General features: G+C 68.1%; 23 protein-coding genes and 1 other RNA gene. 15 read left to right on the top strand and 9 right to left on the bottom strand.

The annotated features are described in order from the left end of the window. Position 1: 1 nt before the first annotated feature. Together L2U69_RS14160 and L2U69_RS14155 are read right to left on the bottom strand one after the other, a co-directional pair. Positions 2-601 (bottom strand): cytochrome b, encoded by a 600-nt coding sequence (locus L2U69_RS14160; RefSeq protein WP_268967400.1) that lies wholly within the window; start codon positions 599-601, stop codon positions 2-4. Further along, entirely contained in the window at positions 585-1,208 is a 624-nt protein-coding gene (locus L2U69_RS14155; RefSeq protein ID WP_236107771.1) for a YceI family protein, read from the bottom strand. The genes L2U69_RS14160 and L2U69_RS14155 overlap by 17 nt, the downstream gene beginning before the upstream one ends. A 159-nt stretch (positions 1,209-1,367) precedes the next feature. Between L2U69_RS14155 and ssrS the strand changes: the two genes are divergently transcribed. From ssrS to L2U69_RS14100, 11 genes are all read left to right on the top strand, one after another. Next, a non-coding RNA gene (gene ssrS / locus L2U69_RS14150) (6S RNA) lies at positions 1,368-1,524 on the top strand. A gap of 149 nt (positions 1,525-1,673) precedes the next feature. Beyond that, positions 1,674-2,288 carry a 5-formyltetrahydrofolate cyclo-ligase gene (locus tag L2U69_RS14145; RefSeq protein ID WP_236107770.1) on the top strand — a complete coding sequence of 205 codons (615 nt, stop codon included), beginning with the start codon at positions 1,674-1,676 and terminating at the stop codon, positions 2,286-2,288. After that, a complete protein-coding gene (locus L2U69_RS14140; RefSeq protein WP_236107769.1) occupies positions 2,285-3,103 on the top strand; it encodes a TIGR00282 family metallophosphoesterase in 819 nt (272 codons plus the stop codon). Before L2U69_RS14145 ends, L2U69_RS14140 begins: the two co-directional genes overlap by 4 nt. A 108-nt stretch (positions 3,104-3,211) precedes the next feature. Continuing rightward, positions 3,212-3,958 (top strand): YebC/PmpR family DNA-binding transcriptional regulator, encoded by a 747-nt coding sequence (locus L2U69_RS14135; protein WP_236107768.1) that lies wholly within the window; start codon positions 3,212-3,214, stop codon positions 3,956-3,958. Positions 3,959-4,065: 107 nt separating this feature from the next. Beyond that, positions 4,066-4,575 (top strand): crossover junction endodeoxyribonuclease RuvC, encoded by a 510-nt coding sequence (gene ruvC / locus L2U69_RS14130; RefSeq protein WP_236107767.1) that lies wholly within the window; start codon positions 4,066-4,068, stop codon positions 4,573-4,575. Continuing rightward, on the top strand, positions 4,572-5,192 hold the full coding sequence (gene ruvA, locus L2U69_RS14125; RefSeq protein ID WP_236107766.1) for a Holliday junction branch migration protein RuvA: 621 nt from the start codon (positions 4,572-4,574) through the stop codon (positions 5,190-5,192). Before ruvC ends, ruvA begins: the two co-directional genes overlap by 4 nt. After that, positions 5,189-6,238: a Holliday junction branch migration DNA helicase RuvB gene (gene ruvB / locus L2U69_RS14120; protein ID WP_236107765.1), complete on the top strand. Its 1,050-nt coding sequence runs from the start codon at positions 5,189-5,191 to the stop codon at positions 6,236-6,238. The genes ruvA and ruvB overlap by 4 nt, the downstream gene beginning before the upstream one ends. Beyond that, entirely contained in the window at positions 6,231-6,731 is a 501-nt protein-coding gene (ybgC, locus tag L2U69_RS14115; protein WP_236107764.1) for a tol-pal system-associated acyl-CoA thioesterase, read from the top strand. Before ruvB ends, ybgC begins: the two co-directional genes overlap by 8 nt. Further along, the gene (gene tolQ / locus L2U69_RS14110) at positions 6,728-7,492 is read left to right on the top strand and encodes a protein TolQ (protein WP_408065818.1); all 765 of its coding nucleotides are present in this window, start codon (positions 6,728-6,730) and stop codon (positions 7,490-7,492) included. Before ybgC ends, tolQ begins: the two co-directional genes overlap by 4 nt. A gap of 3 nt (positions 7,493-7,495) precedes the next feature. Next, a complete protein-coding gene (gene tolR, locus L2U69_RS14105) occupies positions 7,496-7,930 on the top strand; it encodes a protein TolR (protein WP_236107763.1) in 435 nt (144 codons plus the stop codon). Positions 7,931-7,966: 36 nt separating this feature from the next. Continuing rightward, on the top strand, positions 7,967-8,923 hold the full coding sequence (locus L2U69_RS14100) for a hypothetical protein (protein WP_236107762.1): 957 nt from the start codon (positions 7,967-7,969) through the stop codon (positions 8,921-8,923). On the opposite strand, the gene L2U69_RS14095 is transcribed toward L2U69_RS14100, so the two are convergent. From L2U69_RS14095 to L2U69_RS14070, 6 genes are all read right to left on the bottom strand, one after another. Further along, on the bottom strand, positions 8,920-11,607 hold the full coding sequence (locus L2U69_RS14095; protein ID WP_236107761.1) for an HAD-IC family P-type ATPase: 2,688 nt from the start codon (positions 11,605-11,607) through the stop codon (positions 8,920-8,922). The genes L2U69_RS14100 and L2U69_RS14095 overlap by 4 nt on opposite strands. Before the next feature lie 181 nt (positions 11,608-11,788). Continuing rightward, on the bottom strand, positions 11,789-13,042 hold the full coding sequence (locus tag L2U69_RS14090; protein ID WP_236107760.1) for an esterase-like activity of phytase family protein: 1,254 nt from the start codon (positions 13,040-13,042) through the stop codon (positions 11,789-11,791). A 19-nt stretch (positions 13,043-13,061) separates the two neighbouring features. Then, positions 13,062-13,844, bottom strand: a complete 783-nt coding sequence (locus tag L2U69_RS14085; RefSeq protein WP_236107759.1) for an ABC transporter permease — start codon at positions 13,842-13,844, stop codon at positions 13,062-13,064. Next, on the bottom strand, positions 13,841-14,578 hold the full coding sequence (locus tag L2U69_RS14080) for an ABC transporter ATP-binding protein (protein WP_329605405.1): 738 nt from the start codon (positions 14,576-14,578) through the stop codon (positions 13,841-13,843). Before L2U69_RS14080 ends, L2U69_RS14085 begins: the two co-directional genes overlap by 4 nt. Continuing rightward, complete coding sequence (locus tag L2U69_RS14075; protein WP_236107758.1) at positions 14,575-15,570, bottom strand: ABC transporter substrate-binding protein; 996 nt, start codon at positions 15,568-15,570, stop codon at positions 14,575-14,577. The genes L2U69_RS14080 and L2U69_RS14075 overlap by 4 nt, the downstream gene beginning before the upstream one ends. 1,294 nt (positions 15,571-16,864) lie before the next feature. After that, the gene (locus L2U69_RS14070; RefSeq protein ID WP_236107757.1) at positions 16,865-18,670 is read right to left on the bottom strand and encodes an acyl-CoA dehydrogenase; all 1,806 of its coding nucleotides are present in this window, start codon (positions 18,668-18,670) and stop codon (positions 16,865-16,867) included. Positions 18,671-18,896: 226 nt separating this feature from the next. Between L2U69_RS14070 and L2U69_RS14065 the strand changes: the two genes are divergently transcribed. From L2U69_RS14065 to L2U69_RS14050, 4 genes are all read left to right on the top strand, one after another. Then, complete coding sequence (locus tag L2U69_RS14065) at positions 18,897-19,565, top strand: amino acid ABC transporter permease (RefSeq protein ID WP_236107756.1); 669 nt, start codon at positions 18,897-18,899, stop codon at positions 19,563-19,565. Positions 19,566-19,579: 14 nt separating this feature from the next. Beyond that, on the top strand, positions 19,580-20,227 hold the full coding sequence (locus L2U69_RS14060; RefSeq protein ID WP_236107755.1) for an amino acid ABC transporter permease: 648 nt from the start codon (positions 19,580-19,582) through the stop codon (positions 20,225-20,227). A gap of 31 nt (positions 20,228-20,258) precedes the next feature. Beyond that, positions 20,259-21,047 (top strand): transporter substrate-binding domain-containing protein, encoded by a 789-nt coding sequence (locus L2U69_RS14055; protein ID WP_236107754.1) that lies wholly within the window; start codon positions 20,259-20,261, stop codon positions 21,045-21,047. A 69-nt stretch (positions 21,048-21,116) separates the two neighbouring features. Beyond that, a complete protein-coding gene (locus L2U69_RS14050) occupies positions 21,117-21,872 on the top strand; it encodes an amino acid ABC transporter ATP-binding protein (protein WP_236107753.1) in 756 nt (251 codons plus the stop codon). Between the two features lie 9 nt (positions 21,873-21,881). Here L2U69_RS14050 and L2U69_RS14045 read toward each other — a convergent pair whose 3' ends face one another. Further along, on the bottom strand, positions 21,882-23,252 hold the full coding sequence (locus L2U69_RS14045; protein ID WP_236107752.1) for an efflux transporter outer membrane subunit: 1,371 nt from the start codon (positions 23,250-23,252) through the stop codon (positions 21,882-21,884). Between the last annotated feature and the right edge of the window lie 8 nt (positions 23,253-23,260).

Here is a 23,260-nt window from a genome sequence, read left to right as displayed (position 1 = left end):
TTCAGAGCATCCGGCGCAGCACGTCCAGGCCCCGACGATGGTGATGGATCGCCATCGCGCCATGGCCGAGGGCGAGGACGACCAGGGTCCAGGCCAGCACCATGTGCAGGGTGCTCAGGCCTTCGAACAGGGCGGCATCGGGGCCGATCAGCACCGGCAGGCGCCATAGCCCCAGGAACAGGGTGGGCACCTTCTGCGGTGCCGTATCCGCGACCAGCAGGCCCAGCACCGGCATCGCCAGCAGCAGGCCGTAGAGCGCGGCATGGCCGAGGCCGGCGAGGCGCCGCTTCGATGTCGGGAGACCCTTCACCGGGCCCGGCCCGCGCCCGAGGAGCCGCAGCCCGAGCCGGGCGAGGCAGGCCAGCAGCACCAGAAGCCCGATGGTCTTATGGGCCTGATAGAGCCAGAAGCGCAGCAGGAAGTCGCGGGCCTCGACATCGGTCATGATCAGCGCCACGGCGAAGGCGGCGAGCACCATCAAGGCCGTGCCCCAATGCAGAAGGCGGTTCGGCAGCGGCCAGCGCCCGGAACGGGACCCCGGCCGTGGCCCCGGCCGCGACCCCGCCAGGGGCCGCGGCAGGGCGTCAGCGCGCGGCGACATCGTCGCCGACCAGACGGATGTAGGAGATGATGCGCAGGTCGACGTCGTCCGAGACGAAACCCCGGTCGGCGACCATGCCGAAGCCGACCCGGTCGACCTTGCCGGTGACGATGAAATTGGCCACTTCCCCGCCGGCCGCCGGATCGAAGCGGCGATCCGTCAGTTCCGCCTGCAGGGTCTGGCGCCTCGTGACGCCGCGAATGGTCAGATCGCCGTCGATCTCGACCTTTCCGTCGCCCAGCGACGTCACATGGTCGGCCTTGAAGCGCATCTCCGGGAAATCGCCGGAGTCGAAGTAATCGTCCGAGCGCAGCATCGCCATCGCCTCGTCGGATTCGACTTCGACCGAGCCGGTCTCGACCCGGACGTCGACGCGGCTCCTCGACGGATCGTCGAGGTCGAGGATGAGGCTGCCGTCGAAGGCGGTGAAATCGCCTTCGGTCTGGAACAGGCCCAGGTGGTCGACCGAGAAGGCGATGGTCGTGCTGCCGGGCCGGATCCGATAGGCGTCGGCGGCATCGGCATCGGACGCCGGCAGGGCGAGGATCGCCCCGGCGAGAGGGATGATCGGCAGGAATTTCTGCCAGGTTTCGCGAAACGTCATCATGTCCGTCAGTCCTTTGTAGTGCGGTGGCGTTAACAAAGGAATAGGACCGGCCGGCCTTTCCGGCTGTCCCCCAAGGAACAGCCCGGAGGATGGCATGGAATCCTTGGACAAGAGAATCTTTGGACAAGGGACCGGGCGCATCCTACATATGAGCGGTGGCGGGTACTGCCGGGTGCGCCAGGCACTGCAATCCCTGGGGCCAATACCCGAACTCTTGGGAGCTGTCCCTTGCCGGGCCGTGGTCCGGGAACACGGCGCCCACCTGCTGACGCAGGCCACAGAGGATCGGAACGCCAGCGGCTTCGGCGGTCCCGCCACACTTACATATTCCTCCCCGGCCCCCACATGAGAGACGGCGTCTTTCCCCGAACGGGCGAGGCGGCCACAATCACGAGGCGGCGAAGGCACGAGGCGGCGAAGGCCCGCCGGGCGTTCGAACCGGTCCGGAAGAGGGCATAGGGGCGGATGGAAATCTCGGAAGACACCAAGGGCGCGGACGCGGCCGACGACATGGACGAGGCCAAGGCGCGCCTGCGTCACGAATTGCGCGGCCGCCGGATCCTGGCCAATACGGCCGACGACGGCGCCGCCGCGCGGCATCTCGCAGAAAGGATCGGCACCATGGCCCTGCCCGCCGGCGGCGTGGTCGCCGGCTATGTCGCCCACGGCAGCGAGATCGATCCCCTGCCGGCGCTTCGCCTGCTGGCGGGGCGCGGACACGCCCTCTGCCTGCCGGTGGTGGTGGCGCCGGGCCGCCCGCTCGCCTTCCGCGACTGGGCGGAAGGGCTTGCGCTCGAGGCGGGGGAGTTCGATATTCCCGTGCCGGCGGCGGGCGGCGAGAGCGTGCCCGACGTCCTTCTGGTGCCCCTGATCGGTTTCGACCGGGCCGGCGGGCGCCTCGGCCAGGGCGGCGGCTATTACGACCGCACCCTGCCCCTGCTTCGGGCGGCGAAGCCCGGTCTCGTGGCGATCGGGCTTGCATTCGCCGTCCAGGAAGTGGCATCCGTGCCCCGCGCGGCGACGGATGCGGCGCTGGACTATGTGGTGACCGAGCGCGAGACGATCGGAATAGGTGCATGAGGCTGCTTTTCTTCGGTGACGTCGTCGGCCGCTCGGGGCGGGATGGGCTCGCCCAACATCTGCCCGCGATCCGGGACCGGCTGAACCCCGACTTCATCGTCGTCAACGGCGAGAACGCGGCGGGCGGCTTCGGCATCACGGCCCAGATCGCGCGCGACTTCTATGCCCTCGGCGTCGACGTCATCTCGACCGGCAACCATGCCTTCGACCAGAAGGAGACACTGTCCTATATCGGCACCGATCCCCGCCTGCTGCGCCCGCGCAACTACCCCGCCACGGCGCCCGGTCGCGGCGCCGGCGTGTTCGAGGCGCGGGGCGGCAGGAAGGTGCTGGTGGTCAACGTCATGGGCCGGATCTTCATGGATCCCCTGGACGATCCCTTCGCCGCGGTCGAGGCGGAACTGGCCAAGGCGCCGCTGGGCGGCGCCGTCGCCGCCGCCATCGTCGACGTCCATGCCGAAGCGACCTCGGAGAAAATGGCCATGGGCCATTTCTGCGACGGCCGCGCCTCCCTCGTGGTCGGCACCCATTCCCATATCCCGACGGCGGACGCCCAGGTCCTGCCGGGCGGCACCGCCTATCAGACCGATGCCGGCATGTGCGGCGATTACGACAGCGTGATCGGCATGCAGAAGGCGGAACCCCTGAACCGTTTCACCCGCCGCATCCCGGGCGGCCGCTTCGAGGCGGCGGCCGGCGAGGCGACGGTCTGCGGCCTGATGGTCGAGACCGACGATGCGACGGGCCGCGCGCTCCGGATCGAACCCCTGCGCGTGGGCGGGCGGCTGAAGCCGCAATGGCCTCCGGACGCCTGAAAATCGCGGTCCGTGGCTGTTTTCGGCCACCACATATGGTATTTTCCGCGCAATTCACCCCTTCTGACTGAATCAGGGCGACGGTTCCGCCGGCCCGGAGTAGAGCACATGGCAGGTCATTCCCAGTTCAAGAACATCATGCACCGCAAGGGTGCCCAGGACGCCAAGCGGTCGAAGATCTTTTCGAAGCTCGCCCGCGAAATCACGGTGGCGGCCAAGCTCGGCATGCCCGATCCGGCGATGAACCCGCGCCTTCGCGCGGCGATCCTGGCGGCCCGGGCCGAGAACATGCCCAAGGACAATATCGACCGCGCGATCAAGAAGGCGGCCGGCGGCGAAGGCGACAACTACGAGGAAGTCCGCTACGAAGGCTACGGCCCCTCGGGCATCGCCATCGTCGTCGAGGGCCTGACGGACAACCGCAACCGCACCGCCTCCGAAGTGCGCTCGGTCTTCACCAAGTTCGGCGGCAACCTGGGGTCCACCGGTTCGGTCGCCCATATGTTCGACCGCGTCGGCGTGATCACCTACAAGCCGGATGTCGCCGGCGCCGATGCCATGCTGGAAGCGGCGATCGAGGCCGGGGCGGAGGATTGCGTCTCGACCGACGACGGTCACGAGATCGCCACCTCGGTCGATGATCTCGGCACCGTCCGCGATGCCCTCGAGGAGGCTCTGGGCCCGGCGGAAAGCGCCAAGCTGACCTTCAAGCCGACCGTGACCACGGCGGTGGACGAGGATACGGCGCGCAGCCTCCTGAAGATGATCGACCTCCTCGAAGACAATGACGACGTGCAGAACGTCTATTCCAACTTCGAGGTCTCGGACGAGATCATGGAGAAACTGTCGGCCTGAGGCGCGCTCGCGTCGAAAGGGCCCCGGCCTTCGCCGGGGCGACGAATGGTTCAGGCGTCATCCCGGCGAAGGCCGGGATCTTCCACAGGGAAGGGTACCGGCTCATCATGCGGCTCATCGGCCTCGATCCAGGACTTCAGCGCACCGGCTGGGGCGTGATCGAAGCCGTCGGCTCGCGGCTGTCCCATGTCGCCAACGGCACCGTCACCTCGAATGCCGCCGACGAGCTTTCGGCCCGCCTGCGCCAGATCTTCGACGGCGTGCGCGACATCATCGCGCGCTATGCCCCCGATGCCGCGGCGGTCGAGGAAACCTTCGTCAACAAGAACCCGACCTCCACCCTGAAACTGGGTCAGGTGCGCGGCGTCGTCCTGCTGGCGCCGGCACTGGCCGGGCTCTCGGTCGCGGAATATACCCCGAACCACGTGAAGAAATCCGTGGTCGGCGCGGGCCATGCCGACAAGGGCCAGATCCACCACATGGTGAAGGTGCTGCTGCCGGCCGTCGCCATCACCGGGCCCGACGCGGCCGATGCGCTGGCCGTCGCCATCTGCCACGCCCATCACGCCGCGACCGATCGCGCGCTCTCTCACCGCATCGCCGGGGGTGCCCGATGATCGGCAAGCTTTCCGGCCGGCTGGACGAGACGGGCGAGGACTGGGCGATGATCGACTGCAATGGCGTCGGTTACGTCGCCACCTGCTCGGCGCGCACCCTGCGCCGCCTGCCGGGTCCGGGCGAGGCGGCCATGCTGGTGGTCGAGACCGTGATGCGGGAAGATTCGATCCGCCTGTTCGGTTTCATCGACCGGGCGGAACGCGACTGGTTCCGCGTGCTCCAGACCGTGCAGGGCGTCGGCGCCAAGGTTGCCCTGGCGATTCTGGACACGCTGTCGCCCGACGAATTGACCCGCGCGGTTACCCTGGGCGACAAGGCGGCGGTCGGGCGCGCCAATGGCGTCGGACCCAAGCTGGCGCTCCGCCTCGTCAATGAACTGAAGGACAAGGTGCCCACCGCGGGCGGCGTCTTCGTCGCGGCCGGCCCGGTCCCCGCGCCCGCCGCCGCGCCGACCGCCGTCGCCGGTCACAATGCCGAGGCCATCTCCGCCCTGGTCAATCTGGGTTACAAGCCGATCGAGGCGTCGGCCGCCGTCGGCGCCGCGCTCGAGAAACTCGGGCCCGAGGCCGAGCTGGCGGCCCTGATCCGGGGCGGCCTGAAGGAATTGGCGCGATGACAGGTGAAACCCGCATGGTTTCGGGCGCCAGGCGCGAGGACGACGCGCTGGAGGCGGGCCTGCGCCCGACGCGGCTCGACGATTTCATCGGCCAGGCCAAGGCGCGCGAGAACCTGAAGGTCTTCATCGAGGCGGCGCGCAGCCGGGGCGAGGCGCTGGACCATGTGCTGTTCTTCGGCCCCCCCGGCCTCGGCAAGACGACGCTGGCGCAGATCATGGCGCGTGAACTCGGCGTCGGTTTCAAGTCGACCTCGGGCCCGGTGATCGCCCGGGCCGGCGATCTCGCCGCCCTGCTCACCAATCTCGAGCCCCGCGACGTCCTCTTCATCGACGAGATCCACCGTCTCAATCCGGCGGTCGAGGAAGTGCTCTATCCGGCGATGGAGGATTTCCAGCTCGACCTCATGATCGGCGAGGGACCGGCCGCGCGTTCGGTGAAGATCGATCTGCCGCCCTTCACCCTGGTCGGCGCCACCACCCGCTCCGGCCTGCTGACCACGCCCTTGCGCGACCGTTTCGGCATTCCCGTCCGCCTCAATTTCTACGAGGTGGGGGAGTTGGAGCTGATCGTGCGGCGCGGCGCCCATATTCTCGACATGGCGATGACGGCGGATGGCGCCCGCGAGATCGCGCGCCGTGCCCGTGGCACGCCCCGCGTCGCGGGCCGCCTGCTGCGCCGGGTGCGCGACTTCGCCCTGGTGGCCCGGGCCGCCAGCGTCGACGCCGAGGTGGCGGACATGGCGCTCACCCGTCTCGAGGTCGACGGGCGCGGGCTCGACGCCATGGACCATCGCTATCTCTCGGCGATCGCGCGGGATTACGGCGGCGGCCCCGTGGGGGTCGAGACCATGGCGGCGGCATTGTCCGAGCCGCGCGACGCGATCGAGGAAATCATCGAACCCTATCTGATCCAGCAGGGCCTCCTGCAGCGCACGCCGCGCGGGCGGATGCTGACCAGGGCCGCCTTCCGCCATCTCGGCCTCGCCGTGCCCGATGGCGGGGATATCGGGCAACTCCCCCTCCTGTCCGAGGATGATGATGCCTGATTGGTCGATGCTCGCGCCCCAGCAGGGAACCCTGGCCGACGGCGCCCATTGGCTGCCGGTCCGCGTCTTCTTCGAGGACACGGACGCGGGCGGCATCGTCTATCACGCCAACTACCTGAAATTCATGGAACGGGCGCGCAGCGATTTCGCCCGCCTGATCGGCATCGACCAGAACGCCATGATGGAAGGCGACGATCCGCTCGGCTTCGTCGTGAAGCGAATCGACATCGACTATGCCCGCCCGGCCCGGCTGGACGACGCCCTGGTGGTCGAGACGCGCCTCAAGGTGCTGAAGGGCGCCAGCATGGAATCGGTCCAGATCGTGCGCCGGGGTGATGAAATCATGACACAGGCATTGGTCCGAATCGCATGTCTCGACCGGAACGGGCGCGCCCGGCGCTTTCCGGACGCGGTTCGCCATGCTTTTGCCCCCTTCGAGATTCAAGAACGACCCGACTCGAAAGGGTCGCAGCCACACGGGAATGCGAAATGAATCCTGATACCGCGCCTGACGCCCTCACCGCACCTCTCGGCGACATCACGGCCACCGGCCTCGGCGGCGCGGCCGCACCCGACATGTCGATCGTCGGCCTGTTCCTGCAGGCGGACTGGGTGGTGAAGGCGGTGGTCATCCTGCTGCTGCTCGCCTCCTTCTGGTCCTGGGCCATCATCATCGACAAGCTGCGCCGCCTGCGCCGGGTCCAGGCCCAGGCCGACCAGTTCGAGGAAGCCTTCTGGTCGGGCAATTCGATCGACGATCTCTACGACCGCATCAATGCCCGCCCGGATCACCCGATGGCCCTGGTCTTCGTCGCCGCCATGCGCGAATGGCGCCGCGCGGCCGAGAAATTCGCCGGTCCCGGCGCGGCGCTGGCCACCGGCCTTCAGGAACGCATCTCCAAGGTGATGCGCGTCGCCCTGAACCGCGAGCTGGACGGGCTGGAACGCTATCTCGGCTTCCTCGCCACCGTCGGCTCGACGGCGCCCTTCGTCGGCCTGTTCGGCACGGTCTGGGGCATCATGAATTCCTTCTCCTCGATCGCGGTCTCGAAGAACACGTCGCTGGCGGTCGTCGCCCCCGGCATCGCCGAGGCGCTGTTCGCCACGGCGCTTGGCCTGGTCGCGGCGATTCCGGCGGTCATCGCCTACAACAAGCTGTCGAACGACGTCGGCCGCTTCGAGGGCCGGCTGGAAGGTTTCGCCGACGAATTCTCGGCCATCCTGTCGCGCCAGATCGACGAGCGGAGGAGCTGAGCCATGGGCGCTTCCCTCGGCGGTGGCGGCGGCAGGCGCGGCGGGCGCCGGCGCAGCCCCATGGCGGAGATCAACGTCACCCCCATGGTCGACGTCATGCTGGTGCTGCTGATCATCTTCATGGTCGCGGCGCCGCTGATGACCGTGGGCGTGCCGGTCGACCTGCCGACCACCCAGGCCGATCCGATCCCCCAGGACAACAAGCCCGTGATCGTCTCGATCGACGCCGAGGGCCGCGTCTTCATCGGCGACGCCGAGACGGCGCCGGCCAATCTGGTCGAACAGCTCAAGGCGGCGACGCCGGGCGGCCCCGATACCCGGATCTATGTGCGCGGCGACCAGACCATCAACTACGGCAAGGTGATGGAGACCATGGGCCTGATCAAATCGGCCGGTTTCACCAAGGTCGCCCTCATCGCCCTGCCGCCGGCGCAATAGGCCGTCACGACCGAAGGAAAGGGTCTTTTCCGTATCATGCGTAGGGGCGCCGCCACCGCATCCGCCATCGTGCACCTGGTGCTGATCGCCGTTCTGGTGTTCGGCCTGCCCGAATTCGCCCGTCCTCTGCCGGAGGTCGAACCCTTTTCGGTCGACATCGTCGACGTCATCACGGAGGTCGCCAATCCGGCGCCGCCGCAGCGTGAAAAGACGCCGGTTCCGCCCGCCCCGGTGTCGAAGCCCCTGCCCCCGGCCGAGGTTCTGAAGGAAACGCCGATCGCCGCCGCGCCCGAGCCGGAGGTGGCGCCCGAGCCGCCGACCCCGCCGCCGCCCGCGCCGGCGGCGAAACCCGACACGCCCAAGGAAGTGGCCGAAGTCCGCCCGCCCGACCCGGTGAAGAGCGAGGTGCCGGAACCTGTGCCGGCCAAGGAGCCGGAAAAGCCGAAGGCCGAACCGGCGAAGGAACCCGAGAAACCAAAGCCCAAGCCTGAGCCCGAAAAGCCGAAGCCCGAGAAACCCAAACCGCCGAAGACGAAGCCGAAACCGGAAAAGCCCAAGGTCGACTTCTCGGATCTCGACGCATTGCTGAACGATCATACGGACAAGCCGACAGGTGCGCCGACGCCCGCCGACGCCCGCCCGTCGGACACGCCGAACCGCGAGATCACGAACCGCAACAATCCCAACGTCAAGCTGTCCAATTCGGAGAGGGGCAAGATCAAGGCCCAGTTGCAGAAGTGCTGGGCGATCGACATGGGCATGGCCGGGATCGACACCATGACCGTCAAATGGCGGGTCAATCTCGACCGTAGCGGCGCGCTGGTCGGCCAGCCGGTGCTGGTCGACCGTTCGGGTACGGCAACCTCCGCCTTCGTCGACCGCGCCTATCGCGCCTTCTTCAAATGCAATCCGTTGCGCGATCTGCCGATCGACAAATACGACGCATGGAAGGAACTGACGATCACCTTCGCGCCGGACGACGTCGGCTTCTAGCGCCGCAGCAGGCCGAGGCGGCGGAAGAGGAATTTCTCCGCCTCCAGCACCACCATCAGGACGACGCCGGCCGCGAAGACGAAAGCCCAGTCCCCAAGAGCCAGCGGCCGCGTATCGAACAGCCATTGCATCACCGGCCAATAGGTGAAGGCCAGTTGCGCGACGGCGACGACCGTCAGCGCGATCAGCACGGCGGGCGTGCCGAGAACGCCGCGCAGCGTGATCGAGCCGCCGTGCAGATAGCGCACGTTGAACAGATAGAAGAGCTCGAACATCACGATCGCGTTGACCGCCAGGGTCCGTGCCTCCTCGACGCTGGCGCCCTGATCGCGCGCCCCGAAGAAGAAGGCGAGCGTGCCGGCCATCACGAGGACCGAGACGAAGACCACGCGCCATAAGAGGAAGGGCGACAGCAGGCTGGCGCCGGGCGGGCGCGGGCGGCGTTCCATCACGCCCGGTTCCGCCGGCTCGAAGGCCAGCACGAGGCCGAGAGTGGTCGCCGTGATCAGGTTGATCCAAAGAATCTGCACCGCGCTCATGGGCATGACCAGGCCCAGCAGGATGGCGGCGGTCACCGTCAGCATCTCGCCGCCATTGGTCGGCAGGGTCCAGGCGATGACCTTGCGGATATTGTCCTGCACCGTGCGGCCCTCGTGCACGGCCGCGACGATCGAGGCGAAATTGTCGTCGAGGAGCACGATGCGCGCCGCCTCCTTCACCGCCTCGGTCCCCTTCCGGCCCATGGCGATGCCGACGTCGGCCTGTTTCAGGGACGGCGCATCGTTCACGCCGTCGCCGGTCATGGCGACGATTTCGCCGTCGGCCTGAAGCGCGCGCACGATGCGCAGCTTGTGTTCGGGGCTGGTCCGCGCGAAGACCGTGACCGGGGCGACGAAGCCGGGCAGGGCATCGTCGGGCACGGCGTCGAGATCGGCGCCGGTCGCCACCGTCGCGGTATCGCCGAGGCCGAGCTGGCGGGCGATGGCGGCGGCGGTCGCGGCGTGATCGCCGGTGATCATCTTCACGCCGATGCCGGCGGTCCGGCATTCGGCGATCGCCGCCGGCACTTCGTCGCGCGGCGGATCGATGAAGCCGACGAGACCGAGGAAGACCATCTCGTGCCCCAGCACCTCCAGCGCAAGCGGGCCGCCGTCCGGCGCCGGGCCGGCGCAGAAGCCGAGCACCCGCTCGCCCTCCGCCGCCGCCTTCGCGATCGCCTGGAGCCAGCGGGTGCGATCCACCGGTCGCAGGCTGCCGTCGGCCGCCAGTTCCCGGTCGCAGCGCGCCAGCAGATGCTCGGGCGCGCCCTTCAGGAAGACGCGGCCCTCCCCTTTCGGGCCGTGGTTCACGGTCGCCATGAAGCGATAGCGGGCATCGAAGGGAATCTCGGCCCGGCGCGGCCATTCCCGGCGGATGTGGTCGGCGTCCAGCCCGGCCTTGGCCGCGAGCGTCAGCAGGGCGCCTTCCATGGGATCGCCCTCGACCCGCCAATGGCCGTCGACGGCGTGGAGACGGGCGTCGTTGCACAGCACCCCGGCCCGGATCAGGGGCAGCACCGCCGCCAGGGCCTCGGCGTCGTCCATCGCCTCGTTCGAGGTCAATTGGCCCTCGGGCGCATAGCCGGAACCGGTGGCTTCCAGGGTGCCGCCGTCGATCATCACATGGCGCGCGGTCATCTCGTTCCGGGTCAGGGTGCCGGTCTTGTCGGTGCAGATCACCGTCGTCGCGCCAACGGTCTCGACCGCCGGCAGGCGCCGGACCACGGCCTTGCGCCCGGCCATGCGCTGCACGCCGATGGCAAGGGTGATGGTCATGACCGCCGGCAGCCCCTCGGGGATCACCCCGACCGCCAGCGCGACCACGGCGATCAGCGCCTCCGTCCAGTCGTAATGGCGGATCAGGACGGCAAAGAGGAACAGCGCCAGGGAGGCGAAGCCGATCACCACCGTCAGGCGCTGGCCGAAGGCATTCATCTGGCGAAGCAGGGGGGTGGTCAGGCTGGCGACGGCTCCGACCATGGTGCTGATGCGGCCGATCTCGGTGCCCGCTCCCGTGGCGGTGACGACGCCCGCGCCCTGGCCGGCGGCGACCAGGGTGCCGGAATAGGCCATGCCGTGGCGATCGCCGAGGGGCGCATCCTCGGGCACCGCCAGATCGGCCTTGGCGGCGGCGACGGATTCGCCGGTCAGCAGCGCCTCGTCGATCAGAAGGCTGCTCGCCTTCGTCAGGCGGAGGTCGGCGGGCACCCGGTCGCCCGCCTCGATCAGCACGATGTCGCCGGGCACCAGATCGGCGACCGGCACCGTATGGCGCTTGCCGTCGCGCATGACGGCGGCATGGGGGCTGATCATGTCGGCGATGGCGGCGAGCGCGCGTTCCGCCTTGCCCTCCTGCATGAAGCCGACCACGGCATTGATCACCGTGACCGCCAGGATCACGCCGGCGTCGATGAAATGGCTCAGCAGGCCGGCCGCCAGCGCCGAGGCCAGCAGGAAATAGATCAGGGCATTGTTGAACTGGGCCAGGAAGCGCAGCACCGGATTGCGCCCCTTGCCCGCCGGCAGGGCGTTCGGGCCATGAATCTCGAGTCGCTCCGCCGCTTCCGCCGCCGTCAGGCCGCCGGAATTCGTCTCCAGGGCGGCGACCACCTCGTCCGCCGGCCTGGCATGCCAGTTCTCGACCATGCGCAACCTCCCTTGCCGGGGGCAGGATAGTCCGGCTCGGCGACATTGCACTTGCGAGAAATCAACGCGGCCCTCCCCCTCCTCCGGCCGTCATCCCGGCGAAGGCCGGGATCTCGTGACGAGAGGGGCGCCCTTGCCTGGAAAAGGTCCCGGCCTGCGCCGGGACGACGTGTTCATGTATTTAAATGATCGGTCCGTCGAAGCGGAGCACATGAACCGCGCTGCGCTCGCCCCTGATGCCGAAGTCGTCGTCGTCGATCACCACCAGGGTGCGTTCGTCGAACCAGCTCAGGCCCTCGATCTTGGGCGGCAGGCCGCTGTCGCGATCGGAGTCGAGGATCAGGCGCTTCTCGAGCACGGGCACGTTCCGGCGCCGCAGGTTGCGGCTGTCGGTCTCTTCCAGGGTCGGGCGGTGTTCGACGTCCAGCCAATCGGCGTCCAGGCGCTGATCCGCGGTCAGGCGGATGTGGAAGATCTTCGACGATTTCTCCACCCGTTCGACCACGAGGAGGTCATAGGGCCCGACGGCGGACATGTCGCCCACCTTCACATGGCGGCGTTCGGCGCCCTTGTCGCTCTTGAAGCTGTCGGGCTTGTCGAGGCGGTAGAGGTGTTCGCATTCCACCTCGCGCTTCTTCACGTCGAAGGTGACGAGGCGGATGTTGCGCGACCACAGCGCCACCTCGCGTTCCGGATGGCCCAGCGCGCTCTGGGTCATGAAGTGCAGGAAACGGCCGTCGGGGGAGATGGTCAGGCCCTCGAAGCCCCGGTTCAGGCGCCGCCTCGCGAAAACCTCGGGCAGGCGCTCGCGCACCGGATAGGGTGCCTTGCGATAGAAGCGGCCCATGCCCTTCGGCACGATACGCTCCATCACCGTGCCCTCGCCATCGACATGCAGCAGGCTCGGCCCATATTCCTCGCCCACCCAGAAGGTGCCGTCGGTCGATGCCGCGACGGATTCCGTGTCGATGCCGCCGGGATCGAGGGCGATGGGCGCGCCGGACAGGTCGAAGGCGCCTTCCATGGCGGGCGCGCCCTCGCCCTCCAGCGGGTTGGGCAGGCCGGTCAGCGCCTCGCCCTTGGCGCCGTGCAGCCCGATGCGCGACGCCAGCCGCACCCGCGTCGCCGCGATGTCGAGGGCGATGATGGACGGCTGGAAATCCGGCTGGGGAAAGATCTTGCCGTCCTTCATGTCGGCGAAGGGGGCGGCCGCGTCCTCGCCCAGAATGTCCTTCGCATCCTCGCAGGCGATATTGGGGCCCCGGTCGGTGACGGCATAGAGCCGGCCCGGCGGGTCCCCCGGGCGCCGCGACAGGCCCGAGCCGATACCGAGCGACAGGCGCAATTCCCGCCCGCCGGCCAGCTTCACCTTTCCCAGATCGAAGGGACGGACCGGCAGGGCGATCCGGCGGATTTCCAAAAGCCTCGCGCCCATCTGGCGACCGTTCCCTTCCCTAACCCGTTCTTTCGCTCTCGTGCCAGCGCCGCAGCACGATATGCGAGAGTGCCGTCAGCAGGGCGAAGATGGCAATGCCCGATGCGGCGATCAGGGCCAGCGCCGCGAACATGCGCGGCACGTTCAGGCGCTGTCCCGCCTCGATGATGCGCCAGGCAAGCCCGGTGGCGCCGCCCGCCGTGGTCGAGGAGACGAATTCGGCGACCACGGCCCCGATCAGCGCCAGCCCGCCGGCGATGCGCAATCCCGCCAGGAAATGCGGCAGGGCCGACGGCAGATGCAGCAGCCACAGCACCTGAAGCCGCCCCGCGCCCTGAAGCCGGAACATATCCTCCAGCCCGGGATCGACGGACCGCAGGCCCAGCATGGTGTTGGACAGGATCGGGAAGAAGGCGACGATGGTGGCGCAGACCAGCATCACGGCGAAGGGATCCTCGACATAGATCAGGATCAGCGGCGCGATGGCGACGATGGGGGTAACCTGCAAGATTACGGCATAGGGATAGAGGCTGCGCTCGATCCAGCGGCTCTGGCGGAACAGGATCGCCAGCACCAGGCTCGACAATGCGGCGGTGACCAGCGCCGCGAAGGTGGTCTTCAGGGTGACCGCCAGGGAGACGAGGAGGATCGCGCGATCGCTCCACAGGGTCGCCGCGATCCGGCTCGGCGCCGGCAGAATATAGGGCGGCATGTCGTTCAGGCGCACCAGCGCCTCCCACGCCGCCAGCACCAGAAGGCCGACGATCAGGGGCGCCCCCCGGGCCGCCAGCGCGCCCCTCATGCCGCCATCACCCGGCCCAGCAGGGCGGAGACCTCGCCGCATTGGCGCGCGTAGTCCGCCGTGGCGCGGAAATCCCCCGCCGCCGGCCGCTTGACCGCCAGGGTCCCGGCGATCCGGCCGGGCCTCGGCGTCATAACCGCGATCCGCGACGACAGATAGACGCTCTCGAACACCGAATGGGTGACGAAGAGGACGGTGGTGCCGCGCGCCGAGGCCAGTGCCCGCAATTCGTCGTCCAGGCGCAGGCGGGTGATCTCGTCCAGCGCGGCGAAGGGCTCGTCCATCAAGAGAACGTCGGGATCGCCGACCAGGGCGCGCGCGATCGAGACCCGCATGCGCATGCCGCCAGACAATTCGCGCGGCACCGCCCGCTCGAACCCGGCAAGCCCGACCCGCTCGATGGCCGCGAGCGCCGCTTTCTCCCGCGCCGCCCGGTCCAGCCCGGCCAGGCGCAGCGGCAGGGCGACATTGTCGATCACGCCGGCCCAGGGCATCAGGGTCGGATCCTGGAACACCACGCCCACCCTCGGCCGCGATCCGCCCGCCCAGGCGATCCGCCCGGTATCCGGCCGCGCGAGCCCCATGACCGCCCGCAGCAGGGTCGACTTGCCGCAGCCCGACGGCCCGAGGAGGGAGAGGAATTCACCGCCCTCGAGCGCGAGGTCGACGCCGTCGAGCGCCGTCACCCCGTTCGGGAAGCGAAGCCCCAGCCCCTCGATGCGCAGCAGGCTCAATGCAGGCCGACGCCCTTGTTCACGAAGCGGAGGTCATAGGCCTTCTTCAGGTCGAGATCGGCGGGATAGATCCCGGCCGCCACCGTGCCGTCGAAGAAGGATCGCCAGCGCGCGTCGGTCATGGCGCCGATGCCCAGGGTCTCGGCATCGCCCGACATGACGATGCCGTGCTCGTTCATCACCTTGATGGCATAGGCGATCTGATCGTCGGTCATCTCGGGGTTGGCCGATTTGATCAGCGCGTTGGCGGCGGCGGGATCGCCGGTCAGATAGGTCTTCCAGCCGATGATGGTGGCATCGACGAAACGCTGGATCAGCTCGGGGTTGGCGTCGATCAGGTCCTGCTTCACCTCGACCGTGGTCGAATAGGTGTCATAGCCATAGTCGGCCAGCAGCAGGACGACCGGCTCGATCCCGGCCTGTTTCACCGTATAGGGCTCGGACGACAGATAGCCCTGCATGATCATCCGCGGGTCCGCCATGAAGGGCGCGGGCGAGAAGTTGTAGGGCCGGATCTGATCGTCGGTGAAACCCTGGGTCCGTTTCATCCACAGCCAATAGGTCGACAGCGCATCCTTCGAGAGCAGGATCGGCCGGCCCTTCAGGTCGGCCAGCGTGGCCACCCCCGTATCGGGATGGGCGATCATGACCCGGGGTTCCTTCTGGAAGATGGAGGCGATGGCGCGCACGGGAATGCCGTTCTGCACATAGTTCAGGGCGCCATAACCCTCCCCGCCCATGTTGAAGTCGATCCTTCCTGCCGCCAGCAGCAGCGAGTGATTGACCTGCGGCCCGCCCATGCGGATCTCGACCTCCAGCCCGTATTTCTCATACGTCCCGTCCGCCACCGCCTGATAGAACCCGCCATGTTCCGCCTGCGCCAGCCAGTTCGTCCCGAACACCACTTTGTCGAGCGCCCGCGCGGGCGTGGAAACGACGGGGGCGCACGCCAACCCGAGACCCAGAACCACTGCTGCCAGCCGACCGATCATGTCCGCGCTCCGTCGAGGTGTGGGGAACAGGATAGGCCGGGGGTGGGGCGAAGGGAACCGGGGAGAAAGCCATGTGATCAGAAGGCTCTTACCAAAAAAGAAACCCCCGGCCCGGGCATTGCTGCCCGGTCCGGGGGGTGAGTTTCGGCTCGTCGTTGCGGGACGGGCCTAGGGTGGAAGGCCGGGAGGGGCCTTCCGGGGAAGGGTGGGGGGAGCCGGTTAGGCGAGTCCGACGTTCTGGGCCGACTGCATCGCGAGGGCCACCACATAGGCGGCGACGACGATGAGGGCGAGACGGTCGAACAGGTGCGACGGCTTTTTGATCAGGTCGATCATCGTCCTTGTCCCTTGGGTTCTTTGTCTTCGTTGGTTGATCGGGTGCGATCGCGGTCAGGCGATCGCGGCGAGGTGGCCGGCGGTCTCGATCACCAGGGCGGCGGCATAGGCAACGACCGCCAGGGTGGCGACGCGGCCGAAGATCTCATTGAAGCCCAGCTTGCTCATCGTTGGTCTCCGTTCTCTCGTGTCTCGTTTGGGGCGGGCGGCCGTCAGGCCAGCACGGCGCCGGTCATCTGCGCCAGGACCGCGGCGCCATAGGCGAGCGCCACGAAGGTCGCGATACGGCCGAAGGTCACTTCCTTGGCGATGTTCGTGATGGTCGTCATGTCCATCCTCCTCGAGTTCCGTCGTCCCGGAGGGCCCCGTCGGCCCGTGCCCCCCTCGGGGCCCCATCCATGAACGATGAATACTAAATATCTCAAAATTTATTCACTGCAAGCCCTATCTGCGATTTTTTGTAAATAATTTTTGATTCGTTCATTCCGCAAGGGCGTCGAAAGGGCCAAAAATGGCCTAAAAGTCGCGGTTTCCGGGGATTTCGGTAAAAAATGTCAGAAATGTTCACGCATCACATATCCGTCACGAGCCCGGAATCGGCGTGACAGAATGTCATTGAAAATACGGTAGGCCCGTATTCAGGCGCGCACAAACCTCCATGGCACAGGTGGGCCATGCGGATGCTGCAATGCGACAAAAGTCGAACAGGGGTGATTCGGGTGGGGGCCGGTTTGAGCGGGGGCTGGCTTGAGCGGGGGTCGACTTGAAAGGGGAAGGAGCCGCCCCACCGGCGAAGGGGCCCGGCGGGGCGGCAGGAGTTCGTCCCCGGGGCAGAGGGGGACGTCGCCCGGCCCATTCAGGTTCGGGGCGGGTGGGGAGGACGCCAGGGCAGGGGGTCCTCCCGTTGATGTCTACGCGCCGGAGGCGCCGCCGGATCTGTCCTCAGCCGAAGGAATCGTCAGCCAAAAGATTCGACTGGCATCTCGGCGCAGGTCTGGTCCAGGCGCTGGAGGAGGATGGCCTGGGCGCCGATGCGCGGCAGTTCCCAGCGAAAGAAATAGCGGCACGCGCGGATCTTGCCGTCGAGGAAAGCCGCGCGGGGGCCGCTGCCGGTGCCCGATCCCGCATGGATCGCCGCCTCGGCAGCCGTGGCCTGGCGCAGCCACATCCAGGCCACCACCACATGGCCCAGCATCTCGAGGAAGACGGCGGCATTCGCCAGGGCCTGTTCGAGCTGGTTGCCGGCGGCGGCGCGGCCCAGCACCGCGACGGTCTCCGAAACCATGCCGATGGCGCTGGTCAGTTCCGCCGCCTCCTGGGCCAGCGCGGGGGGCGCGGCCCGCACCGTCGCCATCATCTCTTCCGAAAGGAGGGCGAGGGCGCGGCCCCGGTCCGCCAGCACCTTCCGCCCCAGGAGATCGAGGGCCTGGATGCCGAAGGTGCCTTCATGGATCGGGTTCAGGCGGTTGTCGCGATAGAGCCGTTCGACCGGATATTCCCGCGTATAGCCGTAGCCGCCGTGGACCTGGATCGCGAGGTCGTTGGCGGCGAGCGCCCATTGCGACGGCCAGGACTTGATCATGGGCGTCAGCAGGTCGAGGAGCTGGAAGGCGCGGTCGCGCGCTTCGGGGGTCTCCGCCGTCTCGCTGTCGTCGACCAGGCGGGCGCCATAGAGGCAGAGCGCCAGCGCCCCCTCGGCATAGGATTTGGCGGCGAGCAGCATGCGCTTCACGTCCGCGTGCTCGACGATGGGGACCGGCGGCAGATTGGGGTCCTTGGCGGCGGGCGGCCGGCCCTGAAGCCGCGTCCTGGCATAGTCGAGGGCGGTGCGGTAACCGGCGTAGCCGAGCACGGCGGCGCCGAGGCCGACACCAACCCGCGCCTCGTTCATCATGTGGAACATATAGGTGAGGCCCTTGTGCGCCTCCCCCACCAGATAGCCGGTGGCGCCGCCCGCCTCGCCGAAATTCAGCATGGTCGAGGTGGTGCCGCGATAGCCCATCTTGTGGATGAGCCCGGCCAGGCGGACGTCGTTGCGGGTCCCGTCGGCCAGGATCTTCGGCACGATGAAGAGGGAGATTCCCTTCACTCCCGCCGGCGCGCCCTTGATGCGGGCCAGCACCAGATGGACGATGTTCTCGGAAAGCCCGTGCTCGCCGGCCGAGATGAAGATCTTGTTGCCCGTCACCTTGTAGATGCCGTCGTCGCCCGGCACCGCGGTGGTCTTCAGGTCGGCGAGGCCGGAGCCGGCCCCGGGCTCGGTCAGGGCCATGGTGCCGAACCAGCGCCCCGACAGCATGTTGGGCAGATAGGCCTGCTTCTGTTCGTCCGTGCCGAATTTGGCGATGACGTTGGCGGCGCCCCGCGTCAGGAAGGGATAGCCGGCGGTCGAGATATTGGCGGCGGAGAAGAAGGCGGAACAGGCCATGGAAACGGTGTGGGGCAATTGCATGCCGCCCCAGTCGTAATCCGCATGGGCCGACATGAAGCCCGCCGCCGAATAGGCGTCCAGCGCCGCCTTGACCTCGGGGATGATGTGGACGTCTTCACCGTCGAACGTCGGTTCCTGGGCGTCCAGCTTGGCGGCATGGGGCAGGAAATGATCGGCCGCCAGCTTCTCGGCGGTGTCGAGCATGGCGGCGACGGTCTGGCGGTCGTGCTCCGCATGGCGCTCGCGCCCGAACAGGGCGTCGAGCGCCAGCACGTCGTGCAGCAGGAAGTCGACGTCGCGCCGATCGATCAATGTGGTGGCGGTTTGGGTCATGGCGGTCTCCTCCGCAGATGGGCGTAGCGCGTTCGCAATTCGGGGGAAAGAGCCTGCGGGCCCGGCGATTTTCAAAATTACTGCGATAGTCTCTCGGTCAGAGCGTGCGTTCCCTGACCCGGCCGCAGATGAAATATTCAGCATCGGCGAAAGCGTGCCGAATTTTTCGGCATTCGCGGATTTCGCCGGGCGTCGATTTTCGGCAGGCGTATCGGGGGCCGGGGCGATGGAACTCAATTTCGACGACGTGACGCGCTATGGCGCGCTGCTCATCGAGGGCAGCATCTTCACGGTGGTGGTGTGCGTGGCCGCCGGGCTTGTCGGCCTCTGCCTCGCGATCCTGTTCGCCGAGGGCCAGCGCCGGGCGGCGCGGGCGCTCCGCATCCTGATCCGGGCCTATGTCGAATTCATCCGCAACACGCCCTTCATCGTGCAGCTCTTCTTCATCTTCTTCGGCCTGCCCTCCGCCGGCGTGAAGATCGACGCCAATACGGCGGCCTTCCTGGCGCTGACCCTGAATGTCTCCGCCTATTTCACCGAAATCGTGCGCGGCGCCCTGGAAACCACGCCCAAGGGCCAATACGAGGCCGGCGCGGCGCTGGGCCTGCGGCCGCGCCAGGTCTTCTTCCACGTCGTGCTGCGCCCGGCGCTCGCCAAGGTCTGGCCGGCGCTGGTTTCGCAATTCACCCTGGTCTTCCTCGGCTCCGCCGCCATGTCGCAGATCTCGGCCGAGGATCTGACCTTCGCCGGCCAGTTCATCCAGTCGCGCACCTTCCGTGCCTTCGAGGTCTATATCGTCGTCACCCTGATCTATGCCGGGCTCGCGCTCGCCATCCGCAGTCTCCTGCTGCTCTCCGGGGGGCGCCTGTTCCCCTGGCTGCGCGGCGCCCGCTGAAAAGGACCGGGGCCATGCGTCAATTCACCGATTGGCAGATCACCACCCTCCTCCTGGATGCCGCGGTCTGGACCGTGGTGCTCAGCCTGATCGCCTTCGTCGGCGGCGCGCTTCTGGGCCTCGTCGTCACGGTGATGCGGGTCTCCGGCAAGAAGCCGCTGGAGCGGCTGTCGGCCGGCTTCATCGCCGCCGTGCAGTCGATCCCGCTGCTCATGCTGATCTTCCTCTGCTTCTTCGGGCCGGCGGTGGTCGGTGTCGAAATCTCGCCTTGGGTCGCGGCGGCGACGGCGCTCATCCTCTTCGCGGCCGCCTTCCTCGCGGAAATCTGGCGGTCGTCGATCCAGGCGGTGCCGCGCGGCCAATGGGAGGCGGGCAAGGCGTTGGGCCTTCGCTTCCTCCAGGTCTTTCGCGACATCGTGGCGCCCCAGGCGCTTCGCCTCGCGGTGCCGCCCACGGTCGGCTTTTCGGTCCAGGTGGTGAAGGGCACGGCGCTCACCTCCATCATCGGCTTCGTCGAACTGACCAAGGCCGGGACCATGCTGAACAATGTCACCTTCCGGCCCTTCTTCGTCTTCGCCGTGGTGGCGCTGGTCTATTTCGCCCTCTGCTATCCGCTCTCCTATGCCAGCCGTCTTCTGGAACGGCGCCTGGCCAGCCGGTGAATCCCAAACCGAAACAGGAAAGGTTACCAAGATGATGAAGCGACTCCTGGCGCTCGGCACCGCCGCCGCCCTCGCCCTCGGCCTCGCGGTGCCCGCCGCCGCCAGCCAGCTCGACGACATTCTCGAGAAGAAGAAGATCACCATCGCCGTGCCGCAGGATTTCGCGCCCTTCGGTTCCGTCGGCCCCGACCTGCAGCCCGAAGGCTACGACATCGACGTCGCCAAGCTGATCGCCGAGAACATGGGGGTCGAGGTCGAACTGGTGCCCGTCTCCTCCGCCAACCGCATTCCCTACCTGCAGACCGGCAAGGTCGACCTGGTGATCTCGTCCATGGGCGCGACGCCGGAACGCGCCAAGGCGATCTGGTTCACCGCCGCCTATGCGCCCTTCTTCTCGGCCGCTTACGGCGCCGACGATCTGGCGGTTTCGAGCGTCGCCGATCTCGCCGGCAAGAGCGTCGGCGTCACCCGCGGCTCGGTCGAGGATATCGAGATTTCGCGCCTGGTGTCCGAGGACGCCGACGTGAAGCGTTACGAGGACAACGGCACGACCATCGCCGCCTATCTCTCGGGCCAGGTCGACGTGCTGGTCACCGGCAACGTCGTCGCCGCCAAGATCGCCAAGGACATGCCCGACGCGCAGGTCTCGCGCAAATTCGTGCTGCGCAATTCGCCCTGCTTCATCGGCCTGAAGAAGGGCGACGTCGACCTGCTGCAGTGGCTGAACGTCTTCATCATGCAGAAGAAGATCAACGGCGAGCTGGACGCCCTGGCGGTCAAGTGGTTCGGCGAGACCCTGCCCGACCTGCCGACCCTGTAATCCACCCCCATGTCGTCATCCCGGTCCGCGCCGGGGTGACGCGACCGTCTTCGATCCGAGGAACCCACCATGCCGCACGTCCCGGGCACCCAGGAAACCGCCGTCAAGCTGGTCGGCGTCAACAAATGGTACGGCAAGTTCCAGGTTCTGCGGAACCTGAACCTGTCGGTCGCCCGGGGCGAGCGGATCGTGGTCTGCGGGCCCTCCGGCTCCGGCAAGTCGACCATGATCCGCTGCATCAACGGGCTGGAGGAGCATCAGGAAGGCCGCATCCTGGTCGACGGCACGGAGCTGACCGACGACGGCAAGATCGGCGACGCCATCCGCCGCGAGGTCGGCATGGTATTCCAGCACTTCAACCTGTTCCCGCATCTGACCATCCTCGAGAATTGCACCCTCGCGCCGATGAAGGTGCGCGGTCTCTCCAAGGCGGAAGCGGAAGAGGTCGCCATGCATTACCTGACCAGGGTGCGCATCCCGGATCAGGCGGGCAAATATCCGGGCGCCCTGTCGGGCGGCCAGCAGCAGCGCGTGGCCATTGCAAGGGCGCTGTGCATGAAGCCGAAGATCATGCTGTTCGACGAGCCGACCTCCGCCCTCGATCCCGAGATGGTGAAGGAAGTGCTCGACACCATGGTCGGCCTCGCCGGCGACGGCATGACCATGCTCTGCGTCACCCACGAGATGGGCTTCGCCCGCCAGGTCGCCGACCGGGTGATCTTCATGGACAAGGGCGAGATCGTCGAGGAAGCGCCGCCGGCCGAATTCTTCGACAATCCGAAGAACGAGCGCAGCCGCCAGTTCCTCGCCCAGATCCTGCATTGAGGGCGGCGGTCAGGACGACCAGCCGCCGCCGAGCACGCGGTAGAGGGTGACCCGGGCCTGAAGCGCGGACAGCTTGATCTGCGCCGCCTGGTCCTCGGCCGAATAGAGCGACTGTTGGGCCGAGAGCACGGACAGGAGGTCCGAGGCGCCGGCGCGGTACTGGATCTGCGCCAGTTCGAGGGCGCGGCGCGCCTGGGCCACGACCTCGTCCTGGAGGCGGCGCTGGCGGTCCAGGGTATCGACCGCGCCCAAGGCGACCTCGACGTCCTGGAAGGCGGCGAGGATCGCGGCGCGATAGGATTGCAGCAGTTCGACCTTCCGCGCTTCCGCCAGGTCACGCTGCGCCTCCCGCCGGCCGCCGTCGAAGATGGTCTGCACCAGCGAGGCGCCCAGCGACCAGGCGGCATCCGACAGGGAGAAGAGATCGCCGGCGGCAGCGCCCGACAGGGCCAGGCCGGCGGACAGGGTCACCTGCGGGAAGAAGGCGGCGCGGGCCGCGGCGATATCGGCATCGGCGCCGGCCAGCCGCGCCTCGGCCGCCTTCACGTCGGGCCGGCGCTGCAGGAGGCTGGAGGGCATGCCCGCCGCGAGCGGCGGCACGACGATGGGCGACAGCGAGGTGCCGGCGACATCGAAGCCGGTCGGCACAAGGCCCAGCAGCACGGCGAGCGCCGCGAGCTGTTCGCGGACGTTCTGTTCGAGCGGCGGCACGGCGGCGCGGCGCTGGGCGACCACGGTCCGCTGCTGCGCGAGATCGAGATCGGAGGCGGCCCCGGCGCCGACCTTGGCCTCCACCAGGGCCAGCACGTCCTCGGCGATCGAGAGATTGCGCCGCGCGACGTCCAGCCGGTCGCGGAGCGAAAGCACCTGGAGATAGGTGGAGGCGACCGAGGCGGTGACGGTCAGGGTCACGGTCTCGCCGTCGAAGCGGCTGGCGTCCAGGCCGGCGGCGGCGCCCGCCCGGTCGGCGGCATTGGCGCCCCAGAAATCGACTTCGTAAGAGGCGGACAGGGCGGCGGAATAGGAATCCGACCAATCATTGGCGCCCGATGGGCGGCGCAGGTCCCCGCCGGCGGAAAGCCCCAGGCTGGGCCACAGGCTGGCGCCGGCGATGCGCAGCGACGCCTCCGCCTGGGCGACGCGGGCGGCGGCCTGGGCGAGATCGGTATTGCCGGTCCTGGCGGCGGCGACCAGCGCGGCCAGTTCCGGGCTGGCGAACCCCTGCCACCAGTCGGCGGCCGGCCAGACACCCTCGCCCGCGATGGCGGGCGCGGCCCAGGCTGCGGGTGGCGTCACCACTTCGGGGGTCGGGGTGGACTTGTAGCTGCAGCCGGCGAGGGCGAGGGCGGCGGCGAGGGCGATGCTCGAAGCGTGGTTCATGGGCGGGC

Origin of the sequence: Zavarzinia marina (assembly GCF_021568905.1) — a bacterium.
Taxonomy (GTDB): domain Bacteria; phylum Pseudomonadota; class Alphaproteobacteria; order Zavarziniales; family Zavarziniaceae; genus Zavarzinia; species Zavarzinia marina.
This window is presented reverse-complemented; position numbering and strand designations above follow the sequence as displayed.

Coding starts and splice junctions, on each gene's coding strand:
- L2U69_RS14160 (WP_268967400.1), bottom strand. CDS start 601: ATGTCGCCGCGCGCTGACGCCCTGCCGCGGCCCCTGGCGGGGTCGCGG.
- L2U69_RS14155 (WP_236107771.1), bottom strand. CDS start 1,208: ATGATGACGTTTCGCGAAACCTGGCAGAAATTCCTGCCGATCATCCCT.
- L2U69_RS14145 (WP_236107770.1), top strand. CDS start 1,674: ATGGAAATCTCGGAAGACACCAAGGGCGCGGACGCGGCCGACGACATG.
- L2U69_RS14140 (WP_236107769.1), top strand. CDS start 2,285: ATGAGGCTGCTTTTCTTCGGTGACGTCGTCGGCCGCTCGGGGCGGGAT.
- L2U69_RS14135 (WP_236107768.1), top strand. CDS start 3,212: ATGGCAGGTCATTCCCAGTTCAAGAACATCATGCACCGCAAGGGTGCC.
- ruvC (WP_236107767.1), top strand. CDS start 4,066: ATGCGGCTCATCGGCCTCGATCCAGGACTTCAGCGCACCGGCTGGGGC.
- ruvA (WP_236107766.1), top strand. CDS start 4,572: ATGATCGGCAAGCTTTCCGGCCGGCTGGACGAGACGGGCGAGGACTGG.
- ruvB (WP_236107765.1), top strand. CDS start 5,189: ATGACAGGTGAAACCCGCATGGTTTCGGGCGCCAGGCGCGAGGACGAC.
- ybgC (WP_236107764.1), top strand. CDS start 6,231: ATGCCTGATTGGTCGATGCTCGCGCCCCAGCAGGGAACCCTGGCCGAC.
- tolQ (WP_408065818.1), top strand. CDS start 6,728: ATGAATCCTGATACCGCGCCTGACGCCCTCACCGCACCTCTCGGCGAC.
- tolR (WP_236107763.1), top strand. CDS start 7,496: ATGGGCGCTTCCCTCGGCGGTGGCGGCGGCAGGCGCGGCGGGCGCCGG.
- L2U69_RS14100 (WP_236107762.1), top strand. CDS start 7,967: ATGCGTAGGGGCGCCGCCACCGCATCCGCCATCGTGCACCTGGTGCTG.
- L2U69_RS14095 (WP_236107761.1), bottom strand. CDS start 11,607: ATGGTCGAGAACTGGCATGCCAGGCCGGCGGACGAGGTGGTCGCCGCC.
- L2U69_RS14090 (WP_236107760.1), bottom strand. CDS start 13,042: ATGGGCGCGAGGCTTTTGGAAATCCGCCGGATCGCCCTGCCGGTCCGT.
- L2U69_RS14085 (WP_236107759.1), bottom strand. CDS start 13,844: ATGAGGGGCGCGCTGGCGGCCCGGGGGGCGCCCCTGATCGTCGGCCTT.
- L2U69_RS14075 (WP_236107758.1), bottom strand. CDS start 15,570: ATGATCGGTCGGCTGGCAGCAGTGGTTCTGGGTCTCGGGTTGGCGTGC.
- L2U69_RS14070 (WP_236107757.1), bottom strand. CDS start 18,670: ATGACCCAAACCGCCACCACATTGATCGATCGGCGCGACGTCGACTTC.
- L2U69_RS14065 (WP_236107756.1), top strand. CDS start 18,897: ATGGAACTCAATTTCGACGACGTGACGCGCTATGGCGCGCTGCTCATC.
- L2U69_RS14060 (WP_236107755.1), top strand. CDS start 19,580: ATGCGTCAATTCACCGATTGGCAGATCACCACCCTCCTCCTGGATGCC.
- L2U69_RS14055 (WP_236107754.1), top strand. CDS start 20,259: ATGATGAAGCGACTCCTGGCGCTCGGCACCGCCGCCGCCCTCGCCCTC.
- L2U69_RS14050 (WP_236107753.1), top strand. CDS start 21,117: ATGCCGCACGTCCCGGGCACCCAGGAAACCGCCGTCAAGCTGGTCGGC.
- L2U69_RS14045 (WP_236107752.1), bottom strand. CDS start 23,252: ATGAACCACGCTTCGAGCATCGCCCTCGCCGCCGCCCTCGCCCTCGCC.